The 21993-nt window shown below is 71.2% G+C and carries 22 protein-coding genes and 5 tRNA genes; 14 read left to right on the forward strand and 13 right to left on the reverse strand.

Annotated elements, in window-relative coordinates; translation table 11 throughout:
• Nucleotides 1–54: 54 nt before the first annotated feature.
• Nucleotides 55–771: an IclR family transcriptional regulator NdgR gene (ndgR, locus tag OEIGOIKO_RS12165; protein ID WP_003984709.1), complete on the forward strand. Its 717-nt coding sequence runs from the start codon at nucleotides 55–57 to the stop codon at nucleotides 769–771.
• Nucleotides 772–860: 89 nt separating this feature from the next.
• Here ndgR and OEIGOIKO_RS12170 read toward each other — a convergent pair whose 3' ends face one another.
• Nucleotides 861–1343, reverse strand: a complete 483-nt coding sequence (locus OEIGOIKO_RS12170) for a DUF4188 domain-containing protein (RefSeq protein ID WP_125054052.1) — start codon at nucleotides 1341–1343, stop codon at nucleotides 861–863.
• A gap of 84 nt (nucleotides 1344–1427) precedes the next feature.
• Between OEIGOIKO_RS12170 and OEIGOIKO_RS12175 the strand changes: the two genes are divergently transcribed.
• Complete coding sequence (locus OEIGOIKO_RS12175; RefSeq protein ID WP_125054053.1) at nucleotides 1428–2078, forward strand: MerR family transcriptional regulator; 651 nt, start codon at nucleotides 1428–1430, stop codon at nucleotides 2076–2078.
• An 85-nt stretch (nucleotides 2079–2163) separates the two neighbouring features.
• On the opposite strand, the gene OEIGOIKO_RS12180 is transcribed toward OEIGOIKO_RS12175, so the two are convergent.
• From OEIGOIKO_RS12180 to OEIGOIKO_RS12205, 6 genes are all read right to left on the reverse strand, one after another.
• Nucleotides 2164–2236: transfer RNA gene (locus tag OEIGOIKO_RS12180), tRNA-Glu, on the reverse strand.
• Between the two features lie 36 nt (nucleotides 2237–2272).
• Nucleotides 2273–2344 (reverse strand) — tRNA-Gln (locus OEIGOIKO_RS12185).
• 16 nt (nucleotides 2345–2360) lie between these two features.
• Nucleotides 2361–2433: transfer RNA gene (locus OEIGOIKO_RS12190), tRNA-Glu, on the reverse strand.
• A 63-nt stretch (nucleotides 2434–2496) separates the two neighbouring features.
• A tRNA-Glu gene (locus OEIGOIKO_RS12195) sits at nucleotides 2497–2569 on the reverse strand.
• A gap of 40 nt (nucleotides 2570–2609) precedes the next feature.
• A tRNA-Gln gene (locus OEIGOIKO_RS12200) sits at nucleotides 2610–2681 on the reverse strand.
• 87 nt (nucleotides 2682–2768) lie between these two features.
• Entirely contained in the window at nucleotides 2769–3494 is a 726-nt protein-coding gene (locus tag OEIGOIKO_RS12205; protein ID WP_125054054.1) for an HAD family hydrolase, read from the reverse strand.
• 144 nt (nucleotides 3495–3638) lie between these two features.
• Here OEIGOIKO_RS12205 and OEIGOIKO_RS12210 point away from each other — a divergent pair, with 144 nt between their 5' ends.
• On the forward strand, nucleotides 3639–3929 hold the full coding sequence (locus tag OEIGOIKO_RS12210; protein WP_125054055.1) for a hypothetical protein: 291 nt from the start codon (nucleotides 3639–3641) through the stop codon (nucleotides 3927–3929).
• Between the two features lie 81 nt (nucleotides 3930–4010).
• Here the strand turns inward: OEIGOIKO_RS12210 and OEIGOIKO_RS12215 are convergent, their stop codons facing one another.
• The gene (locus OEIGOIKO_RS12215; RefSeq protein ID WP_125054056.1) at nucleotides 4011–4214 is read right to left on the reverse strand and encodes a DUF397 domain-containing protein; all 204 of its coding nucleotides are present in this window, start codon (nucleotides 4212–4214) and stop codon (nucleotides 4011–4013) included.
• Nucleotides 4215–4224: 10 nt separating this feature from the next.
• A complete protein-coding gene (locus OEIGOIKO_RS12220; RefSeq protein WP_246177318.1) occupies nucleotides 4225–5088 on the reverse strand; it encodes a helix-turn-helix domain-containing protein in 864 nt (287 codons plus the stop codon).
• A 110-nt stretch (nucleotides 5089–5198) separates the two neighbouring features.
• On the opposite strand from OEIGOIKO_RS12220, the gene OEIGOIKO_RS12225 reads away from it, so the two are divergent.
• The 3 genes from OEIGOIKO_RS12225 to OEIGOIKO_RS12235 all read left to right on the forward strand — a co-directional run bounded on the left by OEIGOIKO_RS12225 (nucleotide 5199) and on the right by OEIGOIKO_RS12235 (nucleotide 6210).
• Complete coding sequence (locus tag OEIGOIKO_RS12225; RefSeq protein WP_125054057.1) at nucleotides 5199–5498, forward strand: hypothetical protein; 300 nt, start codon at nucleotides 5199–5201, stop codon at nucleotides 5496–5498.
• A 143-nt stretch (nucleotides 5499–5641) separates the two neighbouring features.
• Entirely contained in the window at nucleotides 5642–5974 is a 333-nt protein-coding gene (locus OEIGOIKO_RS12230; protein ID WP_125054058.1) for a DUF6247 family protein, read from the forward strand.
• Nucleotides 5971–6210 carry a hypothetical protein gene (locus OEIGOIKO_RS12235; protein ID WP_125054059.1) on the forward strand — a complete coding sequence of 80 codons (240 nt, stop codon included), beginning with the start codon at nucleotides 5971–5973 and terminating at the stop codon, nucleotides 6208–6210. Before OEIGOIKO_RS12230 ends, OEIGOIKO_RS12235 begins: the two co-directional genes overlap by 4 nt.
• A 78-nt stretch (nucleotides 6211–6288) precedes the next feature.
• Here the strand turns inward: OEIGOIKO_RS12235 and gltX are convergent, their stop codons facing one another.
• From gltX to OEIGOIKO_RS12250, 3 genes are all read right to left on the reverse strand, one after another.
• On the reverse strand, nucleotides 6289–7767 hold the full coding sequence (gene gltX / locus OEIGOIKO_RS12240; RefSeq protein WP_125054060.1) for a glutamate--tRNA ligase: 1479 nt from the start codon (nucleotides 7765–7767) through the stop codon (nucleotides 6289–6291).
• Complete coding sequence (locus OEIGOIKO_RS12245; RefSeq protein WP_030018347.1) at nucleotides 7760–8521, reverse strand: fumarylacetoacetate hydrolase family protein; 762 nt, start codon at nucleotides 8519–8521, stop codon at nucleotides 7760–7762. The genes gltX and OEIGOIKO_RS12245 overlap by 8 nt, the downstream gene beginning before the upstream one ends.
• A gap of 87 nt (nucleotides 8522–8608) precedes the next feature.
• Nucleotides 8609–8833 carry a hypothetical protein gene (locus OEIGOIKO_RS12250; RefSeq protein ID WP_125054061.1) on the reverse strand — a complete coding sequence of 75 codons (225 nt, stop codon included), beginning with the start codon at nucleotides 8831–8833 and terminating at the stop codon, nucleotides 8609–8611.
• A 611-nt stretch (nucleotides 8834–9444) separates the two neighbouring features.
• Here OEIGOIKO_RS12250 and OEIGOIKO_RS12255 point away from each other — a divergent pair.
• The 8 genes from OEIGOIKO_RS12255 (at nucleotide 9445) to OEIGOIKO_RS12290 (ending at nucleotide 20131) form a co-directional block, all read left to right on the forward strand.
• A complete protein-coding gene (locus OEIGOIKO_RS12255; protein WP_125054062.1) occupies nucleotides 9445–13245 on the forward strand; it encodes a sensor histidine kinase in 3801 nt (1266 codons plus the stop codon).
• Nucleotides 13246–13254: 9 nt separating this feature from the next.
• The gene (locus tag OEIGOIKO_RS12260) at nucleotides 13255–13668 is read left to right on the forward strand and encodes a roadblock/LC7 domain-containing protein (RefSeq protein WP_030018344.1); all 414 of its coding nucleotides are present in this window, start codon (nucleotides 13255–13257) and stop codon (nucleotides 13666–13668) included.
• Nucleotides 13669–13765: 97 nt separating this feature from the next.
• Complete coding sequence (locus tag OEIGOIKO_RS12265; RefSeq protein ID WP_030018343.1) at nucleotides 13766–14176, forward strand: DUF742 domain-containing protein; 411 nt, start codon at nucleotides 13766–13768, stop codon at nucleotides 14174–14176.
• Nucleotides 14157–14756, forward strand: coding sequence for a GTP-binding protein (locus OEIGOIKO_RS12270; RefSeq protein ID WP_125054063.1), 600 nt, complete (start codon nucleotides 14157–14159; stop codon nucleotides 14754–14756). The genes OEIGOIKO_RS12265 and OEIGOIKO_RS12270 overlap by 20 nt, the downstream gene beginning before the upstream one ends.
• 420 nt (nucleotides 14757–15176) lie before the next feature.
• Entirely contained in the window at nucleotides 15177–18443 is a 3267-nt protein-coding gene (locus OEIGOIKO_RS12275; protein ID WP_125054064.1) for a sensor histidine kinase, read from the forward strand.
• A gap of 10 nt (nucleotides 18444–18453) precedes the next feature.
• Complete coding sequence (locus OEIGOIKO_RS12280; RefSeq protein ID WP_018087204.1) at nucleotides 18454–18867, forward strand: roadblock/LC7 domain-containing protein; 414 nt, start codon at nucleotides 18454–18456, stop codon at nucleotides 18865–18867.
• An 84-nt stretch (nucleotides 18868–18951) separates the two neighbouring features.
• The gene (locus OEIGOIKO_RS12285) at nucleotides 18952–19572 is read left to right on the forward strand and encodes a DUF742 domain-containing protein (protein WP_125054065.1); all 621 of its coding nucleotides are present in this window, start codon (nucleotides 18952–18954) and stop codon (nucleotides 19570–19572) included.
• Nucleotides 19553–20131, forward strand: coding sequence for a GTP-binding protein (locus OEIGOIKO_RS12290; protein WP_073447656.1), 579 nt, complete (start codon nucleotides 19553–19555; stop codon nucleotides 20129–20131). The genes OEIGOIKO_RS12285 and OEIGOIKO_RS12290 overlap by 20 nt, the downstream gene beginning before the upstream one ends.
• A gap of 78 nt (nucleotides 20132–20209) precedes the next feature.
• On the opposite strand, the gene OEIGOIKO_RS12295 is transcribed toward OEIGOIKO_RS12290, so the two are convergent.
• Nucleotides 20210–21973, reverse strand: a complete 1764-nt coding sequence (locus OEIGOIKO_RS12295) for a dihydroxyacetone kinase family protein (protein ID WP_125054066.1) — start codon at nucleotides 21971–21973, stop codon at nucleotides 20210–20212.
• Between the last annotated feature and the right edge of the window lie 20 nt (nucleotides 21974–21993).

Raw genomic sequence — 21993 nt, forward strand, 5'->3', positions numbered from 1 at the left:
CTTCCCAGGAAAATTGAACTTGCGTTTCACAGTGTGAGACGCGAGTATCGTTGCATGGACAACTCTAGCGGCGTCGGCGTTCTCGACAAGGCAGCTCTCGTACTGAGCGCTCTGGAGTCCGGTCCGGCCACCCTCGCCGGGCTGGTCACGGCGACCGGGCTCGCACGACCCACGGCACACCGGCTGGCCGTGGCACTGGAACACCACCGGATGGTGGCGAGGGACATGCAGGGCCGGTTCATCCTCGGCCCGCGGCTGTCGGAACTGGCCGCCGCGGCCGGCGAGGACCGTCTGCTGGCCACGGCCGGACCGGTGCTCACGCATCTGCGCGACGTGACCGGCGAGAGCGCGCAGCTCTACCGGCGCCAGGGCGACATGCGGATCTGCGTGGCCGCGGCGGAACGGCTGTCCGGACTGCGGGACACCGTCCCGGTCGGCTCCACGCTCCCCATGAAGGCCGGCTCGGCCGCCCAGATCCTGATGGCCTGGGAGGAGCCGGAGCGCCTGCACCGCGGTCTCCAGGGCGCCCGCTTCACGGCCACCGCACTGTCCGGCGTACGGCGCCGGGGCTGGGCACAGTCGATCGGCGAGCGGGAGCCCGGCGTGGCCTCGGTCTCCGCCCCCGTACGCGGCCCGTCGAACCGCGTGGTCGCCGCCGTCTCGGTCTCCGGACCGATCGAGCGGCTGACCCGCCACCCGGGCCGGATGCACGCCCAGGCGGTCATCGACGCGGCGGCCCGGCTCAGCGAGGCACTGCGCCGTACGGGCTGACCTGCTGACCTGCTGACCTGCTGAAACGAACGACCGGCCGGTGTGGCCGCCGACGCCCGCACCGGCCGGTCAGCCGTATCAGAGCGCGCCTACGCCACGCCCACGGACGCGCTCAGCGCCCCGCGCCGACCCTGCGCGGCGACACCGTATGCGGCGCCGAGCCCGCTCAGCGGCATCGAACTGTAGAACGTGCTGTACGCACCCGCCGGCACGGCATACGTCTCGTGCCAGATCCCCACCGCCCCCTCGCCGCTCCGCGCGCGGCGGTTGAACGCCGCCCACGCGGGGCGGTGCTCCATGTCCGGATCGGCGGCGTAGGCGTACAACTTCTCGCGCGACTCCCAGTATTGGACCAAGGTGAAGACGCGCGGCCCGCCGTTCAGCATCCGGTAGCCGAGCATCCCGGCGCCCGGCTCGCGCACCAACTCCCTGACCATCCGCGGCATCGCGCGCAGCACGGGCAGCCAACTGCCCACCGCCCGGAACTTGTTGATGCGCATACCGATCAGGAAGACGACCACCTCCCCGTCGGCGTCCGCCACCGTGCGCCCCGGCACGACCTTGTCCCCCATGACGTTCCCCTTGCCTCTCGCCTCTTTGGATAGCACCACTATCCATGCTTGGATAGTGACACTCTCCAAGGAAAGGCGCAAGCGGTGCGACTGTCGGAACTGAGCGAACGCAGCGGGCTGTCCACCGCCACGATCAAGTACTACCTGCGGGAAGGACTGCTGCCGCCCGGCGAACGGATCACCGCCACCACCGCCGAGTACGGCGACGCCCACCTGCGCCGGCTGCGTCTGGTGCGGGCGCTGGTCCAGGTCGGGAAGATGCCGGTGGCCACCGCGCGCGAGGTGCTGGCCGCGGTCGAGGACGAGTCGCTGGACCACCACATGCGCCTCGGCGCGGCCGTCTGGGCCCTCCCCCATCCACCCGGCCCGGCGAAGGAGGCCCCGGAGACCACCGCCGCCCGCCGCACGGCCGACGAGCTGCTGCGCCGCCTGGGCTGGCAGTACGGGCTGGAGGTCGGCCCGGTCTCCCCCACGTACGGGATGCTGGTGAACGCCCTGGCCGCGCTCGCCCGGCTCGGCTATCCGCACGCCGTCGAGAACCTGCTGCCGTACGCCCGGCTCGCGGGCGAACTGGCCGTCGCCGACCTGGATTTGGTGGAGGAGTACGAGACGCCGGCCGAGCAGGTGGAGGCCGCGGTGGCGCTGACCGTACTGCTCGAACCGGTCCTGCTGAGCCTGCGGCGGCTGGCGGAGGCGGAGGAATCACACCGCCGCTTCAGAGGCGACTCGTCGTGACGCCGGGCCCCGCGGCGAGCGGGGCCCTCTCCTGCGGATCCCATGCGAAAAGGCCCTCCCAGCCGGGAGGGCCTTTCCTTGTGCGTACCCCCGACCGGATTCGAACCGGCGCTACCGCCTTGAGAGGGCGGCGTGCTAGGCCGCTACACAACGGGGGCTTGCTTGCAGAACCGCAGCTGACCTGCGATTTCGCGCTGGGCTACCAGGACTCGAACCTAGACTAAATGAACCAGAATCACTCGTGCTGCCAATTACACCATAGCCCATGGTGGTTTAGACCAGTACCCCCGACCGGATTCGAACCGGCGCTACCGCCTTGAGAGGGCGGCGTGCTAGGCCGCTACACAACGGGGGCCCTAGCGATCCTTGCGTCGTCGCATCCGGGAGCGACCCGAAGGTGACGGTGAGAAAGGATCTGTACCCCCGACCGGATTCGAACCGGCGCTACCGCCTTGAGAGGGCGGCGTGCTAGGCCGCTACACAACGGGGGCCTGGTACTGCATGATCAAGAGAGCTTCAGAAGATCTCTTGCTGGGCTACCAGGACTCGAACCTAGACTAACTGAACCAGAATCAGTCGTGCTGCCAATTACACCATAGCCCACCGGAACGCAACCCCCGCCAGGGGTCTTGTTCGGCTTGCGCTTCCCGGTCCGGCTTTCCGGCCCGCCCGGGCGGCGCAGAAAGAACATTACCCGAAGGTGGACGACGCTCCAAAACCGATAAGGCCGCGCACCAGGGAGGGCAGCTCGGCCAGCCCGCCGATCCGCGTCACCCCGTCCGGCACGTCCCCCCGCTCCCCGGTCCGGTCCACCCACACCGCGCCCAGCCCGGCATCGCGCGCACCGATCGCGTCCACGTCCAGCTTGTCCCCCACGTAGACAACCCGCTCCGGCGCCAGCCCCAGCGCATCACAGGCCGCCAGGAACGCCCCCGCCGCCGGCTTCGCGTGCCCCACCTCGTCGGCGCACAGCACCACCTCGAAGTGATCGCGTATGCCGAGCGCCCGCAGCTTGCGCTCCTGATTACGGACGGACGAGTTCGACAGCACGCCCTGCCGGGCCAGCGGCGCCAGGTCCGTCAGTGCCTGCACGGAATCCGGAAACAGCGTCCAGGCCGCCTCGTACAGCGCGACATACCGCCCGAACCAGGCATCGGCTTCGTCATCGCTCAGCGTCTCCCCGAGAAAGTCCCGCGCCCGCTCCCTGCGGTGCTCCATGAACCCCACCTCCCCGGCCAGAAACCGCCCGAAGGCGACCTCCATGCACTCCCGCCACCGCCCGAGCGCACACTCGGCGTCCGCGTACCGCCCGAGCAGCCCCTCGACCTCGATGTGGCGGAGCGCTCCCGTGCGGTCGGAGCCGGTGTAGTCGAAGAGGGTGTCGTCCACGTCCCAGAGGACGGCCTCGATGGTCATGGAACCGACGGTACCCGGGCCGACCGCGCGAGTGCCCGAGTTTTCGCCCTGCGCACGTCAAGGCCATGGCATGCTGTCGCCCGCCGGGGCGCCGTTCGCGCCCCGGCCGGAATCCAACGGGGAGTGATCGACACGATGATCGACATGAAGCGTGCCGCCGTGGTGGGCCTGGCCGTGGCCGGCCTGGGCCTCAGCAGCCTGGTGACCGCCGCACCGGCATCCGCCGGCGGAACGGCTCCCGATTGCGTGAAGCGCAACGTCTTCACCGTGGTGGGCCGCTACTGGGAGGTGAGCGTCCAGAACACCTGCGGCAAGCCGATGCGCGTCCGCGTGGTCGGCTCGTTCGGCCCCTTCGACTGCCACACCTTGCAGAACGGCGCCAGCTACCGCCACCACAGCGAGTGGGGCAAGTACAAGCGCGTCGAGGTCTGCTGAGGCGCGCTCGCGCGCCGAAGGTGCCGAAGGTGACGTAGGGCCCGGCGGCCGGGGTTCGGCCCGCCGGGCCCCCGCGCGTGCTCAGCGGCTACGTACGGACGGGTGCGCCCCGTGGCCTTTGATCGCGGCCAGGAATGCGGCGAGGCCGTTGCGGGTGGCCGAGAGGATCACCTGCGGGGCATCGCTCTCCCGGAGGTGCACAGTCCCGTCGGGCGCAGCGGCGACGTTCACGCAATTCACCGCCGCGTTGCTGTACGACGACTTCTGCCACTGGTATTCGTGCATCCTCGGGGCCTCACAGACTCTTCGCGATCTTGTGGATGAAGTTGCGGCTCTCGGCGGAGTCGAGTGCACACCGACTCATGCGGTCCAGCACTTCCCGGTAGCGGGCGAGCTGGTCCTCCGCGTGAAGAATCTCCAGACCGTGGTCGGTGTCCAGTTGAGGTACGGGCCCGCCCACGTAGGTGACCGGCTGGCCGCCCGCTGCGGGAAAATCCGCCCGCCCGAACGGGATGACCTGGATCGTGATGTGCTCGTACTCCCCCATGTCCATGAGATGCCGAAGCTGCGCGCGCACGACGTCCGTCCCGCCGATCCCCATCCGCAGGGCAGCTTCGTGGATGATCGCGGTGTAGGGCAACGGAGGTTCTCCGTGCAGGACGCCTTGGCGCCTGATGCGGAACGCAGTGCGGTGTTCGATCTCGAATGGGCGCAACGCAGGCACGTTCTGGCTGTACGCGGCACGGATATGTTCGGCGGACTGCAGGAGTCCGGGCATCGCCACGAGCACAGCCACCCGCACTGCTGTGGCCTCGCGTTCGAACTCGGCGACCTCGACCAGCGCCGCAGGAAGCAACTCACGGTATTCATCCCACCAGCCGCGCGTACGGCCACCAGTCATCGCGGCCAGCGCCTCGACAAGGGCATCGTCCGAGCATTCGTAGAGCCGGGCCAACGCCCTGACACGGTCCGCGCTGACCGCGTAGCTGCCTGCCTCGATGTTGCTGATGCGCGATTGCGGGGCACCGAACAGCTCCCCGGCACGGGTTGCGGACAGGTCTGCGTGCTCCCGGAGACGGCGCAGCTCAGCCCCAAGCCGACGCTGTTTGACCGTCGGCGGAACCTTGGCACGGACCAATACCTTCTGCCTTTCACTCACAGGAGTGGTTCCGGTACAGAATCCAAACAATCGATGGTTTGCATACCAGCAACCGCCCTAGTCTCCTCACCAACAGCTCCGCAACTTCGCCCATAGGCAGGAGACTTCACATGACCACCGTATCCCCACCCCCGCCCCTCCCCGACCCACCTGACGGCTTCGGCCAAGAGGTCCAGGACCTGGTCGACGCCACCGCCCCCCGCCTCTTCGCCGTCGTCGAGGAGTTCGGCATCTGCGGCCTGCGGGACGCTCGGGTCGCCGCCTGGGGGCTCGCCTACGAGGACGGGCGGGCGGATGTCGCCGCCGTGGGCGGCGGCTTCCGGATGTCGGTGGCGGCGCCGGAGGGGGCGGCACGGTTCGTGTCGATGCGGCCGGGGAGTCTCGGGAGCGTCGTCTGGCCGGGGGCATGAAGGCCGGGCCGGACGGTCCGGTTCGACCGTCGCCGGTCATGATGCGTCCGTCGGGGCGCGGCAGCCCGGATTTCCTGGATGCGCGCCCCGGCGCCGCCTACCGTGAGTCCCGCCCTGCCTATACGCACCGGAGGTCGCCGGCCATGGACAGCGAGATCGAAGTGGATCGGGACGCCTGCGAGCGGACCCCGGACGCCATCCGTACGGCGTTGCAGCGGCGACCGGAGTGGTTGCAGTACTTCGAGCAGGACTGGCTCAGCGCGGCGGCGGAGTTCGACCGGGCGGAGCTGGACCGGGTGGTCGACAAGTGGTTCCCCTTCGCTTGCGCGTGCGCGACGCCCGGCTACTTGGACCAGGTGGAGCAGATGGCCAAGCGCCTGGCGGAGGGGGACACGGAAGGCATGGTCTTCCGGGACGCCGAGGGCAACGCGTACGACGCCGAGAACAATCCGATCGACGTCGGCAGGTGTCCGTGACCGCTTACGTCATCAGGTATGCGGGCCGTGCCGCGCGGTGCAAGGCGGCCCTGGGCACCGCGCAACGGGCCTCCTTGGAGGAGCTGGAGAAACAGCTCAGCCTGAATCCGTTCGGCGCGCCTGCCAAGAGCCATCGGGACAACAGCTGGTCGGCCACCTTCGAGGGCGGCTTCATCCAGTACGTGGTGTCCAACACGCACGTCGTGATCAACGTCATCGATCTCGTGGCCGCGTGAGCCGGGCCCGAAACGCACGAAGGGCGGCCACCGGCACCCGGTGACCGCCCTTTCGGCGTACGGCGTCAAGCCTCCGCGTTACGCGCCCAGCTTCGCCAGCGCCGCGTCGATGCGGGCCAGCGTGCGCTCCTTGCCCAGGATTTCCAGGGACTCGAAGAGGGGGAGGCCGACCGTGCGGCCCGTGACGGCCACGCGGACCGGGGCCTGGGCCTTGCCGAGCTTGAGGCCGTGGGCCTCGCCGGCGGCCAGGACGGCCTCCTTGAGGGAGTCGGGGCTGGACCAGTCGGCGCCGGTCAGCTTCTCGCGAGCCGTGGTGAGCAGCGCCACCGGGTCGCCCTTCATCGCCTTGGTCCAGGACGCCTCGTCCTCGACCGGCTCCTTGCGGAACAGGAAGTCGACGTTGGCGGTGATGTCGGAGAGGACCGTGAGGCGGGTCTGCGCGTGCGGGGCGATGGCCTGCCAGGCCGCCTCGTCGAAGTCGGCCGGGTCCCAGTTGGCGTGGGGGGCCTGGAGCCAGGGGCGGCAGGCCTCGGCGAAGGCCTTCACGTCCAGGCGGCGGATGTGGTCGGCGTTGATCGCCTCGGCCTTCTTCAGGTCGAAGCGGGCCGGGTTGGCGTTGACGTCGGCGATGTCGAAGGCCGCGACCATCTCCTCGATGGAGAAGACGTCCTGGTCGGCGGAGAAGGACCAGCCGAGGAGGGAGAGGTAGTTGAGGAGGCCCTCGGGGAGGAAACCGCGCTCGCGGTAGAGGTTGAGGGACGCCTGCGGGTCGCGCTTCGAGAGTTTTTTGTTGCCCTCGCCCATGACGTAGGGGAGGTGACCGAAGTGGGGGACGTACTTGGCGACGCCCAGCTCGATCAGGGCCTTGTAGAGGGCCACCTGGCGGGGGGTGGAGGAGAGCAGGTCCTCGCCGCGCAGGACGTGGGTGATCTCCATCAGGGCGTCGTCGACCGGGTTGACCAGGGTGTAGAGGGGGGCACCGTTGGCGCGGAGGATGCCGTAGTCCGGGACGTTCTCCGGGGTGAAGGTCAGTTCGCCGCGGACCAGGTCCGTGAAGGTGATCGGCTCGTCCGGCATCCGGAAGCGGACGATCGGCTCGCGGCCCTCGGCCTCGTACGCGGTGATCTCGTCGGCGGTCAGGACGCGGCACTTGCCGTCGTAACCGGAGGGCTTGCCGGCGGCGCGGGCGGCCTCGCGGCGGGCGTCCAGCTCCTCGGTGGAGCAGTAGCACTTGTACGCGTGGCCGGCGTCCAGCAGCTTCTGCGCGATCTCCTTGTAGAGGTCCATGCGCTGCGACTGCCGGTACGGCGCGTGGGGGCCGCCGATCTCGGGGCCCTCGTCCCAGTCCAGGCCCAGCCAGCGCATCGAGTCCAGGAGCTGGTTGTAGGACTCCTCGGAGTCGCGGGCCGCGTCGGTGTCCTCGATGCGGAAGACCATGGTGCCCTGCTCGTGGCGGGCGTAGGCCCAGTTGAACAGGGCGGTGCGGACCAGGCCCACGTGGGGGTTGCCGGTCGGGGAGGGACAGAAACGGACGCGGACGGGGGTCGCGTTAGCCACGCTTGATCACCTTGTTGGTGAGAGTGCCGATGCCTTCGATGTGGACGGCGACCTCGTCGCCGTCCTGGAGGGGGCCGACCCCGGCCGGGGTGCCCGTGAGGACGACGTCGCCGGGGAGCAGCGTCATCGCCTCGGTGATGTGCACGATCAGGTCCTCGACGGAGCGGACCATCTCGCTGGTGCGGCCGAGCTGGCGCTGTTCGCCGTTGACGGTGCACATGATCGTCAGGTCGCTGGGGTCCAGCTCCGTCTCGACCCAGGGGCCGAGCGGGCAGGAGGTGTCGAAGCCCTTGGCCCGCGCCCACTGCGCCTCGCGCTTCTGCACGTCGCGCGCGGTGATGTCGTTGGCGCAGGTGTAGCCGAGGATGACGTCCTTGGCGCGCTCGCGGGGGACCTCGCGGCACATGCGGCCGATGACGACGGCGAGCTCGGCCTCGTGGTGGACCTCCTGGGAGAAGGAGGGATACACGACGGGGTCGCCGGGGCCGACCACCGAGGTGGAGGGCTTGAAGAAGGTGACCGGCACATCCGGGACCTCGTTGCCCAGCTCGCGCGCGTGTTCGGCGTAGTTGCGGCCGACCGCGACGACCTTGTTGGGCAGGACCGGGGGCAGCAGGCGGACCTTGTCGAGGGGGACCTTGTGACCCGAGCGCTCGAATTCCGCGAAGGGGTGTCCCTTGATGACGTCGATGTCGTCGCCGTCGAGGACGCCGAAGCCGACGTTGCCGTCGATGGAGAATCTGGCGATGCGCACGGGTTGCCGCTGCCCCTCATAGATCACTGGCCGGAGTTGACACTCCAGGCTATCGCGGGGGGCGCGGCGGGCCCGCTTGCCCCGGGGTCAGGCGGCCGTGTCCGGCGCGGCGGCGGCCTGCGCGGGGACGGTCTGCGGCGCGGGGGCGTCCATGAGGACGGTGCGGCGGGGGTTGGCGGTCTGGGTGGGCAGCTCCACGGCGTGTTCCGGGGCCTCGGGCGCGGCGCTCTGGAGGTCGTCGGCGTCCTTGAGGTGGGCGAGGGTGGTGCGCCGCGGGTTGGCTATGTTGCGGAACATCATCGTGGTCTTCACTGCTTCATGCCTCGCGTGGGGTCGGGGAGCAAGGCCGTTTCCCCGCGTCAGGAGGATTGCGGCCTTGTCATTTCGGGCAACTGTGTAAAGCGTCAGGCTATGCGCGCTATTCCCCGCGCGGCTCCGGGAAAGTCGACACGCGGCCTGTGAGTTTGCTCACGAAGTGTGTGACAAATGCCGCAATTCCCATGATCAACATCCAGGGGCGAAACGGACATTGCTGGATCGAAGCCCATGTTCCGCCCCCGATCACCGCACCTGGGACAGGAGGTGCCCGCGAGCGACTCGCGGGCATTAGTCCGTTATCGACAGTGCCACTCTCTACGTGTTGTGACGTGTTCCGTACATTGCGTCACGCATGTCACAGGGGGCGGCACCGCCCTTGTTGGAGATCCGGCACTGTGCTGGAATTCCACGGACCGCCGCAGGTTTCAGCCGGACGGCGCGCAGGGGGCGCAGCGAAGCGCCGCGCGGTGGTGCCGCTCTCTCGGCCAGAGAGGGCAGCTCGCCGGTCACTCACGACCGCCAAACGGGGGCCCCGGTCCCCTACGACTCGACAACCGTCCCGCCGTTCACGCGGAGGGACGCCTGGTCCAGAGGTTGCGACGCTAGTGCAGGGACGTTTCAAGAGGGACGGGTCTCCCCAGGCCCGCCAGGGCCAAGGGGAAGCTGCGGCGGACCCGGAGCTGCGCGGCGGAAGCGACCGCGCCGCCTCGCCCCAGCATGGCCAGGGCCCCGGCCCGGCGGCCGGGGGTGACTCCGCCGACGGCGCCTCGCCCAAGCCGCCGAAGGGCGCCAAGGAGCCGAGCGGCCCCGGCGCGCGAATAGCCATGCGCAACTGGCGCATCAGCACCCGCCTGGTCTCCCTGCTCGCGCTCCCCGTCATCGCCGCGACCACGCTGGGCGGCATGCGCATCAACACGTCGCTGGAGAACATCGACCAGCTCGACAAGATGCAGCTGCTCACCGAGATGACGCGGCAGGCCACCGAGCTGGCCGACGCCCTCCAGACGGAGCGGGACAAGTCGGCGGGCCCGATCGCCGGCACCGGCAACGTCAAGGACGACGCCAGTGTCGTCGCCCCGCGTGAGGCGACCGACCGGGCCAAGCAGGCGTTCAACAAGGCCACCGGTGACGTCCAGCGCGACGACCCGACGATGGCCGGCGTCCAGGCGACCCTGCTGGACATCGGGCGCCAGCTCAACACCCTCAACGAGATCCGCAACAACGCGTACAAGGACAGCGACAACGCCGCCCGTACGGTCAGCAGCTACAACCAGCTGATCACCTCGCTGCTCGCGCTCTCCCAGGACATGGCGCAGGCGACCAGCAACCCGGAGATGATCCGCAGCACCCGTGCGCTCGCGGCGTTCTCCTCCGCCAAGGAATACGCGTCGATGCAGCGCGCGCTGGTCAGTGCCGGCCTCGCGCACAAGGGCAGCCCGCAGCTGTCCTCCAACGACCGGCTGGCCGGCCGTACCGCCGAGGACAACGAGAAGGCGGCCCGCGACCGCTTCTCGCAGATCTACACCGGCGCCACCGACCTCACCAAGGGTCTGGACGGCAACAACGACGACATCAAGGCGGCCGTCGCCTTCGCGCACCGCGCCTTCGCCAGCGACGGCGGTATCCACAGCGAGGACTACAAGTACCTCGACTGGTACGACACGGACACCGTCAAGATCGACGAGATGGGCCGTATCGAGAGCTCGCTGCTCTCGCAGATGGAGCAGAAGTCCCGCGAACTGCGCAACGAGGCGACGCAGGAGGCCATCCTCAGCGGTGCGCTGATCCTGCTCGTCCTCGGCATCTCGCTGGTCGGCGCGTTCGTCGTGTCCCGGTCCATGGTGCGCTCGCTGCGCCGGCTCCAGGACACCGCGCAGAAGGTCTCCCAGGAGCGCCTGCCCGAGCTGGTCAAGCAGCTCTCCGAGGCGGACCCGCAGGACGTGGACACCTCCGTGGAGTCCGTCGGCGTGCACAGCCGGGACGAGATCGGCAAGGTGGCCGCGGCCTTCGACGACGTGCACCGCGAAGCCGTCCGGCTGGCGTCCGAGCAGGCGCTGCTGCGGGGCAACGTCAACGCGATGTTCACCAACCTCTCGCGCCGCAGCCAGGGCCTCATCCAGCGTCAGCTCTCGCTCATCTCCGAACTGGAGTCCCGCGAGGCCGACCCGGACCAGCTCTCCTCGCTGTTCAAGCTGGACCACCTCGCGACCCGTATGCGCCGTAACGGTGAGAACCTCCTCGTCCTCGCGGGCGAGGAGCCGGGCCGCCGCTGGACGCGCCCGGTCCCGCTGGTCGACGTGCTGCGCGCCGCCGCGTCCGAGGTGGAGCAGTACGAGCGCATCGAGCTGAGCGCCGTACCGCAGACCGAGGTCGCCGGCCGGGTCGTCAACGACCTCGTGCACCTGCTCGCCGAGCTGCTGGAGAACGCGACCTCGTTCTCCTCCCCGCAGACCAAGGTCAAGGTGACCGGTCACGCGCTGCCCGACGGCCGCGTGCTGGTCGAGATCCACGACACCGGTATCGGCCTGTCCCCCGAGGACCTCTCCGCGATCAACGAGCGACTGGCCAGCCCGCCGACGGTGGACGTCTCGGTCTCCCGCCGCATGGGTCTGTTCGTGGTCGGCCGCCTGTCGCTGCGGCACGGCATCCGCATCCAGCTGCGGCCGTCCGACTCGGGCGGTACGACGGCGCTGGTCATGCTGCCGGTCGACGTCGCCCAGGGCGGCAAGAAGCCCCAGCCGGGCGGCAAGGGCGGGCCGGGTGCCGGTTCCGTCGAGGGCGCCCCGGCACCCCACACCCCGAACGCCTCCGCCAACCGCCTCGCCGGTCTCCAGCCGCGCGGCCAGGTCGGCGCGGGCGGCGCGCGTCCGGCGCTGCCGGGCCGCGGCGGTCCGGGTGGCCAGGGCGGACCGGGCGCCGGCGCGTTCGGCGCGCCGGCCGGCCGTACGGGCAACCCGCCCGCCGGACCCTCCAAGAGCACCCCGAACACCGGTCAGCTGAGCGACGGGCGTCCGGCGCTGCCGACCCGTGGCGCGCCGGCCGGTGCGAACACGGGCGCCGGTGCCGGTGCCGGTGACACCTCGCAGATGCCGACGGTCGCTCCCCCGACGGGCGCGCCCCGCCGTGACGAGCGCCCGGAGCTTCCGCAGCGCGGCGCGGCCGGTGAGCTGACCGGCGGCGCGGACGCCACCGCCGGTCCGTCGCAGCCGAACACCACGACCTGGGGTGCCCGCCGTGAGCGCGGCGCCTCGGACGACTGGCCGATGACGCCCCGCCAGGAGCAGGACCGGCCGCGCGGCCACGAGGAGCCGGAGACCACCGGCGGCTTCGCCCGCCCGGCGGCCGGCGGCCCCGGTGACACGGCGGAGTTCGCCCGTCCCGACTTCGACGCCCCGCCGCCCGGCGCGGACGCCGACCGGGCCGGCCGCGGCGCCGGCGACACCGGCGAGCCCGCCCGTACCGACGCCTTCGGTGCCGGCGCGCCGCAGCGCGACGACCAGGCGACCGGTCAGTACGAGCTGCCTGCCGACCTGCGCGGCGAGTCGCCGCAGGGCACCGGCGACACCGGGCAGTTCACCCGCCCGGACGACGGGCGCGGCTTCGGCGAGTACGGCGACACCTCGTACGGGAACAACGGTTACGACGCGGCCGCGGGCAACGCCTTCGCGGGCGGGAGTGCTTTCGGCGGCGGCGCGCAGCAGCAGGACGCCGGAACCACCGGCGAGTTCGCCCTCCCCGCCGACCTGCAGAACGGGTCGCCGCAGGGCACCGGCGAGTTCGCGGTGCCGCCGCAGGAGCGGCAGCGCCAGGACGGCGGCACCGGTGACCTGCTCGGCGGCGGTTCGCCCGCCGGTCCCGGTGACGGTCGTACGCCGATCTTCGACACCATCGAGTCGAACTGGTTCAGCCACCCGGCGTCCGGTGCGGCCGGTGTGCCGCAGCAGGCGGCCGACGAGCCCTCGGCTCCGTCGGCGGAGCACTCCGAGGCGCCGCCGCTGCCGCGCCGCGAGCCCGGTGCCGCCGCCGGCGGCGCGTCCGCCGGTACGTCCGGCTCGCTCTTCGACGGTGCGGCCGCCGACGGCCGTGCCCAGGGTGAGCAGAGCCAGTGGCGTGCCTCGCCCAACGACGAGCGCTGGCGGCAGGCGGAGCAGATCCGCCAGCCCGCCGCGGGCGGCGTCACCACCTCCGGACTGCCCCGCCGGGTGCCGCGCGCCAACCTGGTCGCCGGCACCGCGCAGCAGCAGTCGAACCAGACCGGTCCGCAGGTCTCGCGTGCGCCCGACGACGTGCGCGGCCGTCTGACCAATCTTCGTCGGGGTATCCAGCAAGGCCGTTACCGGGCCGAGGAGAACGCCTCCACCGGCAACCACGGCATTGTCGACCCCACTCACCAGCAGGAGCGTTAGTTGAGTCCGATGAGCCAGGCGGCGCAGAATCTGAACTGGTTGATCACCAACTTCGTGGACAACACCCCGGGGGTGTCCCACACGGTGGTGGTCTCCGCGGACGGACTGCTCCTCGCCATGTCCGACGGTTTCCCCCGCGACCGCGCCGACCAGTTGGCGGCGGTGGCCTCGGGGCTGACCTCGCTGACCTCCGGTGCGTCCCGCATCTTCGAGGGCGGCGTGGTCAATCAGACCGTGGTGGAGATGGAGCGCGGCTTCCTCTTCATCATGTCCGTCTCCGACGGATCGTCGCTGGCCGTACTGGCGCACCCCGAGTGCGACATCGGCCTCGTCGGTTACGAGATGGCCCTGCTGGTCGACCGCGCGGGCACCGTGCTGACGCCCGACCTGCGCGCCGAGCTCCAGGGCAGCCTGCTGCACTGAGTCCCGCCGAACGTCACGACCCGACCCACCGACCACCGTGCCGCACCCCCCACCGGCCCAACCCGACGACAGTCAGTTGTCCCGTCCGGAGGACCCCATGACCCCGCCACCTGCCTCGCCCGGCCCGTACGGCGCCTACAGCCAAGCGCCGTACGGGGGCGAAGGTGACCAGCCGCTGGTCCGCCCGTACGCCATGACCGGGGGACGGACCCGGCCGCGCTACCAGCTCGCCATCGAGGCGCTGGTCAGCACGACCGCCGACCCGTCCCAGCTGCCCGGCCTGCTGCCGGAGCACCAGCGCATCTGCCATCTGACCCGCGAGGTGAAGTCGGTCGCCGAGATCTCGGCGCTGCTGCACATTCCGCTGGGGGTGGCCCGGATTCTGGTCGCGGACCTGGCGGAGGCCGGCATGGTGGCGATCCACCAGCCGGGCGGCAGTGGCGAGGCCGGCGGTACGCCCGACGTGACGCTGCTGGAAAGGGTGCTCAGTGGACTTCGCAAGCTCTGACGGCACCGCGGCTGCCGCCGCTCAGGGCGGCAGGTCCACCACCTCGGCGAAGATCGTGGTGGCGGGCGGCTTCGGCGTGGGCAAGACCACGTTCGTCGGGGCCGTCTCGGAGATCAACCCGCTGCGTACGGAGGCCGTGATGACCTCCGCCTCGGCGGGGATCGACGACCTGAGCCACGTCCAGGACAAGACCACCACCACGGTGGCGATGGACTTCGGCCGGATCACCCTGGACCAGGACCTGATCCTGTACCTCTTCGGTACGCCGGGCCAGGACCGCTTCTGGTTCATGTGGGACGACCTGGTCCGCGGCGCCATCGGCGCCGTCGTCCTGGTCGACACCCGCCGCCTCGCCGACTGCTTCGCCGCGGTCGACTACTTCGAGAACAGCGGCCTGCCCTTCGTCATCGCCCTCAACGGCTTCGACGGACACCAGCCGTACACACCCGACGAAGTCCGCGAGGCCCTCCAGATCGGACCCGACGCACCGATCATCACCACCGACGCCCGCCACCGCAGCGAGGCCAAGAGCGCTCTCATCACGCTGGTCGAGCACGCTCTCATGGCCCGCCTGAAGTGACGCGGGCAAGTCGCCCCGCCCGAAAGTAAGTTGCCTCGGGCAATGACAGTCCTTTCCGGTGCCGCGCGGCGCCGGAAAGGCGCGGGTCGGCGGCGGTTCCCGTACGGCGCCGATGGATCTGTGTCCTTGGCCACGCCGCCAGCCGTGTTCATAACGTTTCGACAGAGAATTCACCCGCCGCCGACACCCGGCGCGCACACGCGGCTCCGCTGCGCTCACATTTCTCCCGCCTTTTGCCGCCCCTCGCCCTTAACGCCCCTTTTATCTGACGTGCTCAGCGCGCCGCCGCCCCTTTGCCCAGTGTTTGGAACGCACGGTCCTGACGTGCTGAAATTCGCTGAACTCCGGAGTAGTGACGCCCTGAAGAAAACGGCACAGCGCTAAAGGGTGCAGTGCCGGCGCCGAGAGGTTGTTGGTCGAGTGAGGCGAAGCAAGTCGGGCCCCGAGCCGCAGGAACCGCGGCGGGGCAACTTCACGCCACCGTCGCACAGCGCGGCACCGGCCCCCGGCGCGGCCGAGAGCCCGGTCGCCACCGCCCCCGTGAGCGGCGGACGGTTCTCGCCGCGCAACTGGCGGGTGGCCACCCGCCTCAACGCGATCCTGCTGATCCCCGTACTCGTCGCCCTGGTCTTCGGCGGCCTGCGGGTCAACGCCTCCGTCGAGACCTGGCAGGAGGCCCAGGACGCCGAGGCCACCGCCAAGCTGGTACGCGCCGCGGCGGCCTACAGCCACGCCCTCATCGACGAGCGCGACCGTACCGCCGAGCCGCTGCTGGCCGGCAAGCGGGACGACCCCGCGGTGAGCGAGGCCCGCGGGGCCACCGACACCGCCGCCGGCGCGTTCCACGCCGCGGTCAAGGAGATGCCCGCCAAGGAGGGCCTCAAGCGCCGCCTCGCCGCCTTCCAGAAGGCCGAGCCCGGCCTGACGAAGCTGCGCGAGGCCGCGTACACGCCGCAGCTGCCCGGTGTACGCACCGAAGAGGGCTACGTCGCCATCCAGCACCCGCTGATGGAGTTCGCCAACGAGCTGGGCCTGGGCACCGGCAACATCACCTCCTACGGCCGTACGGTCTACGCCGTCTCGCTGGCCAAGGCCGCCGAGTCGCTCAACCGCTCCATCGGTACGCACCTGCTGGTCGACCCCGCGTCCCCGCAGGGCGGCAAGGAGCACAAGAAGCAGCTGACCGCGTTCGCCTCGTACAAGTACCTGGAGAACATCGCCATCGGCGAGTACACCTCCGGCGGTACCCCCGAGGACGTGCAGCGGCTCAAGGACGACGCCGCCAAGCTGAAGAAGCGGAGCGAGGCGTCGCCGTCCTTCGACGCGATGGCCACCGCCATCGCCTCCGGCGCCTCGCCGCAGCAGCTCGCCGCGCAGGGCATCACCCCGGAGAGCTGGTTCACCGCGGCCACCGGCACGTTCGACATGTACCGGGCCATCGAGAAGGACCTCGCCGACAAGGCGGTGGACGAGGCGGCCGCGATCTCCTCGGACGCCCGGCAGTCCACCTTCACCGACTCCGCGATCGTGATCGCCGCGCTGGTCGTCGCCTTCCTGGTGGCCGGCATGATGGCGCGCCGGATGAGCCGCAACATGCGCCGGCTGCGCACCGCCGCCTTCGGCATCGCCGAGCAGCGGCTGCCCACCCTGGTCGACCAGCTCTCCCGTACGGACCCGGGCCGCGTCGACACCCGGGTGCAGCCCATCCCGATCCACACCACCGACGAGATCGGCGAGGTCGCCCGCGCCTTCGACCAGGTGCACCGCGAGGCCGTCCGGCTCGCCGCCGAACAGGCGCTGCTGCGCGGCAACGTCAACGCGATCTTCACCAACCTCTCGCAGCGCAACCAGGGCCTGATCGAACGTCAGCTCACCCTGATCACCGAGCTGGAGAACAACGAGGCCGACCCGGACCAGCTGGAGAGCCTCTTCCGGATGGACCACCTGGCCACCCGTATGAGGCGCAACGGCGAGAACCTCCTCATCCTCGCGGGCGAGGAGCCGGGCCGCCGCTGGAACCAGCCGGTGCCGCTGATCGACGTGCTGCGCGCGGCGACGTCCGAGGTCGAGGCGTACGAGCGAATAGAACTGTCCGGCGTGCCGGACGGCGACATCCACGGCACCGCCGTGACCGACCTCGTGCACCTGCTCTCCGAGCTGCTGGAGAACGCCACCACGTTCTCCTCGCCGCAGACCAAGGTGCGGGTCGCCGCCACCCGGCTGCCGGACGGCCGCGTCATGATCGAGATCCACGACAAGGGCATCGGGCTCACCCCCGAGGACTTCGCGGACATCAACCACAAGCTGGCCAACCCGCCGACCGTGGACGCCTCGGTCTCCCAGCGCATGGGCCTGTTCGTGGTCGGCCGGCTCGCCGACCGGCACGGCATCCGCGTCCAGCTGCGCCCCTCCGGCGAGCAGGCTGGCACCACCTCCCTGGTCATGCTCCCCGAGCCCATCACGCACGGCGGTGGCGGCGAGGAGGAGGGCGGCTACGACGACGACTTCACCGTCTCCCGCATCGTGCCCGAGCACCAGCAGGGCGCGTACCAGAGCGACGGCCGCTCCGCCGCCGAGCTGGGCTTCGACGAGCTGGGCCTGAGCCACGGGCAGCACGGCGGCGCCGCGCGGCTCGACCCGGTCAACCGCTCGCTGATGCGCGAGGAGCGCCGGGCGGCGCTGGAGGCGCAGGCCGGCGGCGCGGGCACCCAGCCGCACCACCCCGGGCAGACGCCGGGCCCGTACCAGGACCCGTCGGCGCCGCCGTTCCAGGACCAGACGCAGTTCCAGGACCAGGCGCAGTTCGGCGACCAGGCGCAGTTCCAGGACCCGTCCCAGGCCCAGGGCCCGGACCAGTTCCAGGACACGGGCCAGTTCCCGAACCCGGCGCTGTTCCAGGACCCGGCCCAGCAGCACGGCGCGGGCTACGGGAACCACCCCGGCCAGGCATATGCGGAACCGGCGCAGGGCCTCTACGGCGACCCGTCACCGCAGGGCCAGGGACTTGCCGAAGTCGGTCACGACGAGGCCGTCGGCCAGCAGTCGTACGCCCCGTTCGAGTCGCGGCAGCAGGACGGCGGGCCCGAAAACGGAGCGGACACCGGCTACTTCGGCGGCCAACCGGAATCCGACCGGAATCAGCGGCCCGCTCCCGCGGACGGTCCGGAACGCGTAGCATTCGACCGACCGGACCCCACCCCGAACGGCACACCGCCGCTGACCGACGCCGGCCTTCCGCGCCGCGGAGCCGCCGGCAAGCCGCAGGCTCCGCAGCAGCAGTGGCAGCCGTTCGAGGAGGCGTCCTCCAGGCCCCGTGCCCAGGAGGAACCGGCGGCCGCCCCGCAGGGGAACGCGCCGGAGGCCGGTACGGACGACTCCGAGTGGCGCTCGGCCAACGACGAGCGCTGGCAGCGGGCGGAGCGGCTGCGGGAGCCGAAGGCGGGCGGAGTCACCTCCTCCGGTCTGCCCCGGCGGGTGCCCAAGGCCAACCTGGTCGAGGGCACCGCGGAGCAGAGCCCGCAGGGCGGCCCGCAGGTCTCCCGTGCTCCGGAGGACGTCCGCGGCCGGCTGAGCAACCTGCGGCGCGGGGTCCAGCAGGGACGCAACGTGGGCACGGACCAATCGGAGGTCCCCCAGAATGACCAACAGGGCTTCGGCCCCGGCAGCACCTACGATCAGGAGCGTTAGTGTGAGCCCGATGAGCCAGGCGGCGCAGAACCTGAACTGGTTGATCACCAACTTCGTGGACAACACCCCCGGTGTGTCCCACACGGTCGTGGTCTCCGCGGACGGTCTCCTCCTCGCCATGTCCGAGGGCTTCCCTCGGGACAGAGCCGATCAGTTGGCGGCGGTGGCCTCCGGCCTCACCTCGCTGACCTCCGGCGCCTCCCGCATCTTCGAAGGCGGGAGTGTCAATCAGACCGTGGTGGAGATGGAGCGCGGCTTCCTCTTCATCATGTCCGTCTCCGACGGATCGTCGCTGGCCGTACTGGCGCACCCCGAGTGCGACATCGGCCTCGTCGGTTACGAGATGGCCCTGCTGGTCGACCGCGCGGGCACCGTGCTGACGCCCGACCTGCGCGCGGAACTGCAGGGCAGCCTTCTCAACTAGCAGACAGGCAGTGCGTTTCCCGCCACCGCGCCATAGGGTGCGGTGGCGCGACCGGCGTCAGATTGGCAAGTTGAAGGAGGAAACGTGGCAACGCCCCCGAGCGGATACCCGTACGGTCCCGGACAGCAGTCCGGGCCCCAGGGCGAGCACCATCACAACCGCTTCAACTTCCCTTCCGCGCCCAGCCGCCGGCAGCAGCGGCCACCCCAGCCGCCGCAGTCCCGGCAGCCCTACCAGCAGCAGCCGTACGACTCCCGGCAGCCGTACGAGCCGTCGCCGTACGACCAGCCGCGGGCGCCCCGCAGCCGGCCGGTGCAGCACCAGCGGCGCGCGCCCGGTCCGTCGGCTCCCACCGGGGGCGCGCACAACCCGCTCGTGCGCCCGTACGCGATGACCGGAGGCCGGACCCGGCCGCGCTACCAGCTCGCCATCGAGGCACTGGTCAGCACGACCGCCGACCCGGCCAGGCTGCAGGGCCAGTTGCCGGAGCACCAGCGCATCTGCCACCTCTGCCGCGAGATCAAGTCAGTGGCCGAGATCTCGGCCCTTCTCTCCATCCCCCTCGGCGTCGCCCGAATCCTCGTCGCCGACCTGGCCGAGGCCGGACTCGTCGCCATCCATCAGCCCGGCGGGGACGAGACCGCCGGCGGACAGCCAGATGTGACACTGCTCGAAAGGGTGCTCAGTGGACTTCGCAAGCTCTAGCGGTGCAGCCCGCTCCACCACCTCCGCGAAGATCGTGGTGGCGGGCGGCTTCGGCGTGGGCAAGACCACGTTCGTCGGGGCCGTCTCAGAGATCAACCCGCTGCGCACCGAAGCCGTGATGACCTCGGCGTCGGCCGGCATCGACGACCTCACGCACGCGCCGGACAAGACCACGACGACCGTGGCGATGGACTTCGGCCGGATCACCCTGGACCAGGACCTGATCCTGTACCTCTTCGGTACGCCGGGCCAGGACCGCTTCTGGTTCATGTGGGACGACCTGGTCCGCGGCGCCATCGGCGCCGTCGTCCTGGTCGACACCCGCCGCCTCGCCGACTGCTTCCCGGCGGTCGACTACTTCGAGAACAGCGGCCTGCCCTTCGTCATCGCCCTCAACGGCTTCGACGGACACCAGCCGTACACACCCGACGAAGTCCGCGAGGCCCTCCAGATCGGACCCGACGCACCGATCATCACCACCGACGCCCGCCACCGCAGCGAGGCCAAGAGCGCCCTGATCACCCTGGTCGAGCACGCTCTCATGGCCCGCCTGCGCTGACCGGCCCGGCCGACGGCGACCACGCGCGAAGCCCCCGTACCTCTCGGTGCGGGGGCTTCGCGCTGCGGGGCGGACGGGTTACCGGTTCAGGTGGTCGGCGGTGGCGGTGAGCAGCAGCGCCAGCGACGTCGCTCCGGCGTCCGGGTGGCCGTGGCCCAGCGGGCCCATCCGGGCGGCGCGGCCGCGGGACGGGGTGAGGCTCGCGGTGGCGGCCGCGGCGCGGGTGGCGGACTGGGCGGCCGCCTTCCAGGCGCCGGGCAGGGGTTCGCCGGCGCGGGCGTGGAGTTCGGCACGGAACGGGTCCAGCGCGTCGAGCAGGGTCTTGTCACCGACCCGGGCGCCGCCCAGTTCCGAGACGGCCCGCTGCGCGGCGTCGGCGGCGTCCGCGAACAGGGCGGTGGAGTAGCCGTCGGCGCGGGTGAGGACGGCACCGGTCTCGGCGAGCAGCGTGCCGTACAGGGCGCCGGACGCGCCGCCCGAGGCGTCGGCCAGGGCGAGACCGGCGGCGAGCAGCGCGGCGCCCGCCGAGCGGGGGTCGGCGGACGGCCCCGGTTCGGCCGCGCGGGCCGCGCCGACGGCGGCGCGCAGGCCCCGGACGATGCCGATGCCGTGGTCGCCGTCCCCGGCCACCGCGTCGAGGCGGCCCAGCTCGTCCTCGTGGGCGGCGATCAGGTCGAGGGCGGCCTGGAGGGCGGCGGTGGCGGGGAGATCGGCGGCGGAGGGGGCGGACGCGGCAGCGGCGGTGGTGGCCGGCGCGGGGGCGGACGGGCGCTGGTCGGCGGCCTCCGGGTGCTCGCCCGGGAGGCTGCGGAAGGCGGGGGTGTCGCAGGGCGCGTCGTAGAGCGCGGCGAGTTCGTCGTCGAGGAGCATGACGGACAGCGAGACGCCCGCCATGTCGAAGGACGTGACGAACTCACCGACCTCCGGGCGGTGCGGGCGCAGCCCGGCGGCGCGCAGGCGGCGGTTGACCTGCCGATAGACGACGAACATCTCCTCGTACTTGGTGCGGCCCAGGCCGTTGAGGAGGACGGCGGCCCGGCCGTCGTTCCCGGCGGGCGGCTCGGGGAGTTCCTGGAGGAGGTTGTCGACCAGCTCGTCGGCGAGTTCGGCGGCGGTCAGGTGGCGGGTGGTGCGCAGGCCGGGTTCGCCGTGGATGCCCATGCCGAGTTCGGTGGTGCCCGCGTCGACGGTGAACAGCGGCTCGCCGGCGCCCGGGAGCGTACAGCCGGCGAACGCGGCGCCGAAGGTGCGGGTCATCGCGTTGGCGTGCTCGGCCGCGCGGGCAACGCCCGCCAGGTCGTCGCCGCGTTCGGCGGCCGCGCCGGCCACCTTGAAGACGAAGAAGTCGCCGGCCACCCCGCGCCGGTCGCGGGACGGGTCGGCCTCCTGGCCCGCGACGGGCGGCGGCCCGCTGGCGACGTCGTCGGTGACCAGTACCGTACGGACGTCGGTGCCTTCGGCGGCCAGGCGGCGCGCGGCGAGACCGAAGTGCATGACGTCCCCGGCGTAGTTGCCGTAGCTGAAGAGGACCCCGGCGCCGCCGTCCGCCGCGCGCGCGGTGCGGTAGACCTGTTCGGCGCTGGGGCTGGCGAAGACGTCGCCGACGGCCGCCGCGTCGGCGAGGCCGGGGCCGACGAGCCCGGCGAAGGCGGGGTAGTGGCCGGAGCCGCCCCCGATGACGACCGCGACCTTGCCGGGGCGCGGCGCGTGCCGTCCGACGACCCCGAACGTGTCCGGGACCCGGCGCACCGTGCGGGCGTAGGCGTCGGCCAGGCCCTCCAGCCAGTCCTCGCGGAAGGTTCCGGGGTCGTGTCCGGGGCCGGCGGCGGGGGTGGTGGTCATCGGGCTCACTCCTTTGTTTC

The sequence above is a fragment of the Streptomyces paromomycinus genome, from assembly GCF_003865155.1.
In the GTDB taxonomy this organism is placed as follows: Bacteria; Actinomycetota; Actinomycetes; order Streptomycetales; family Streptomycetaceae; genus Streptomyces; species Streptomyces chrestomyceticus.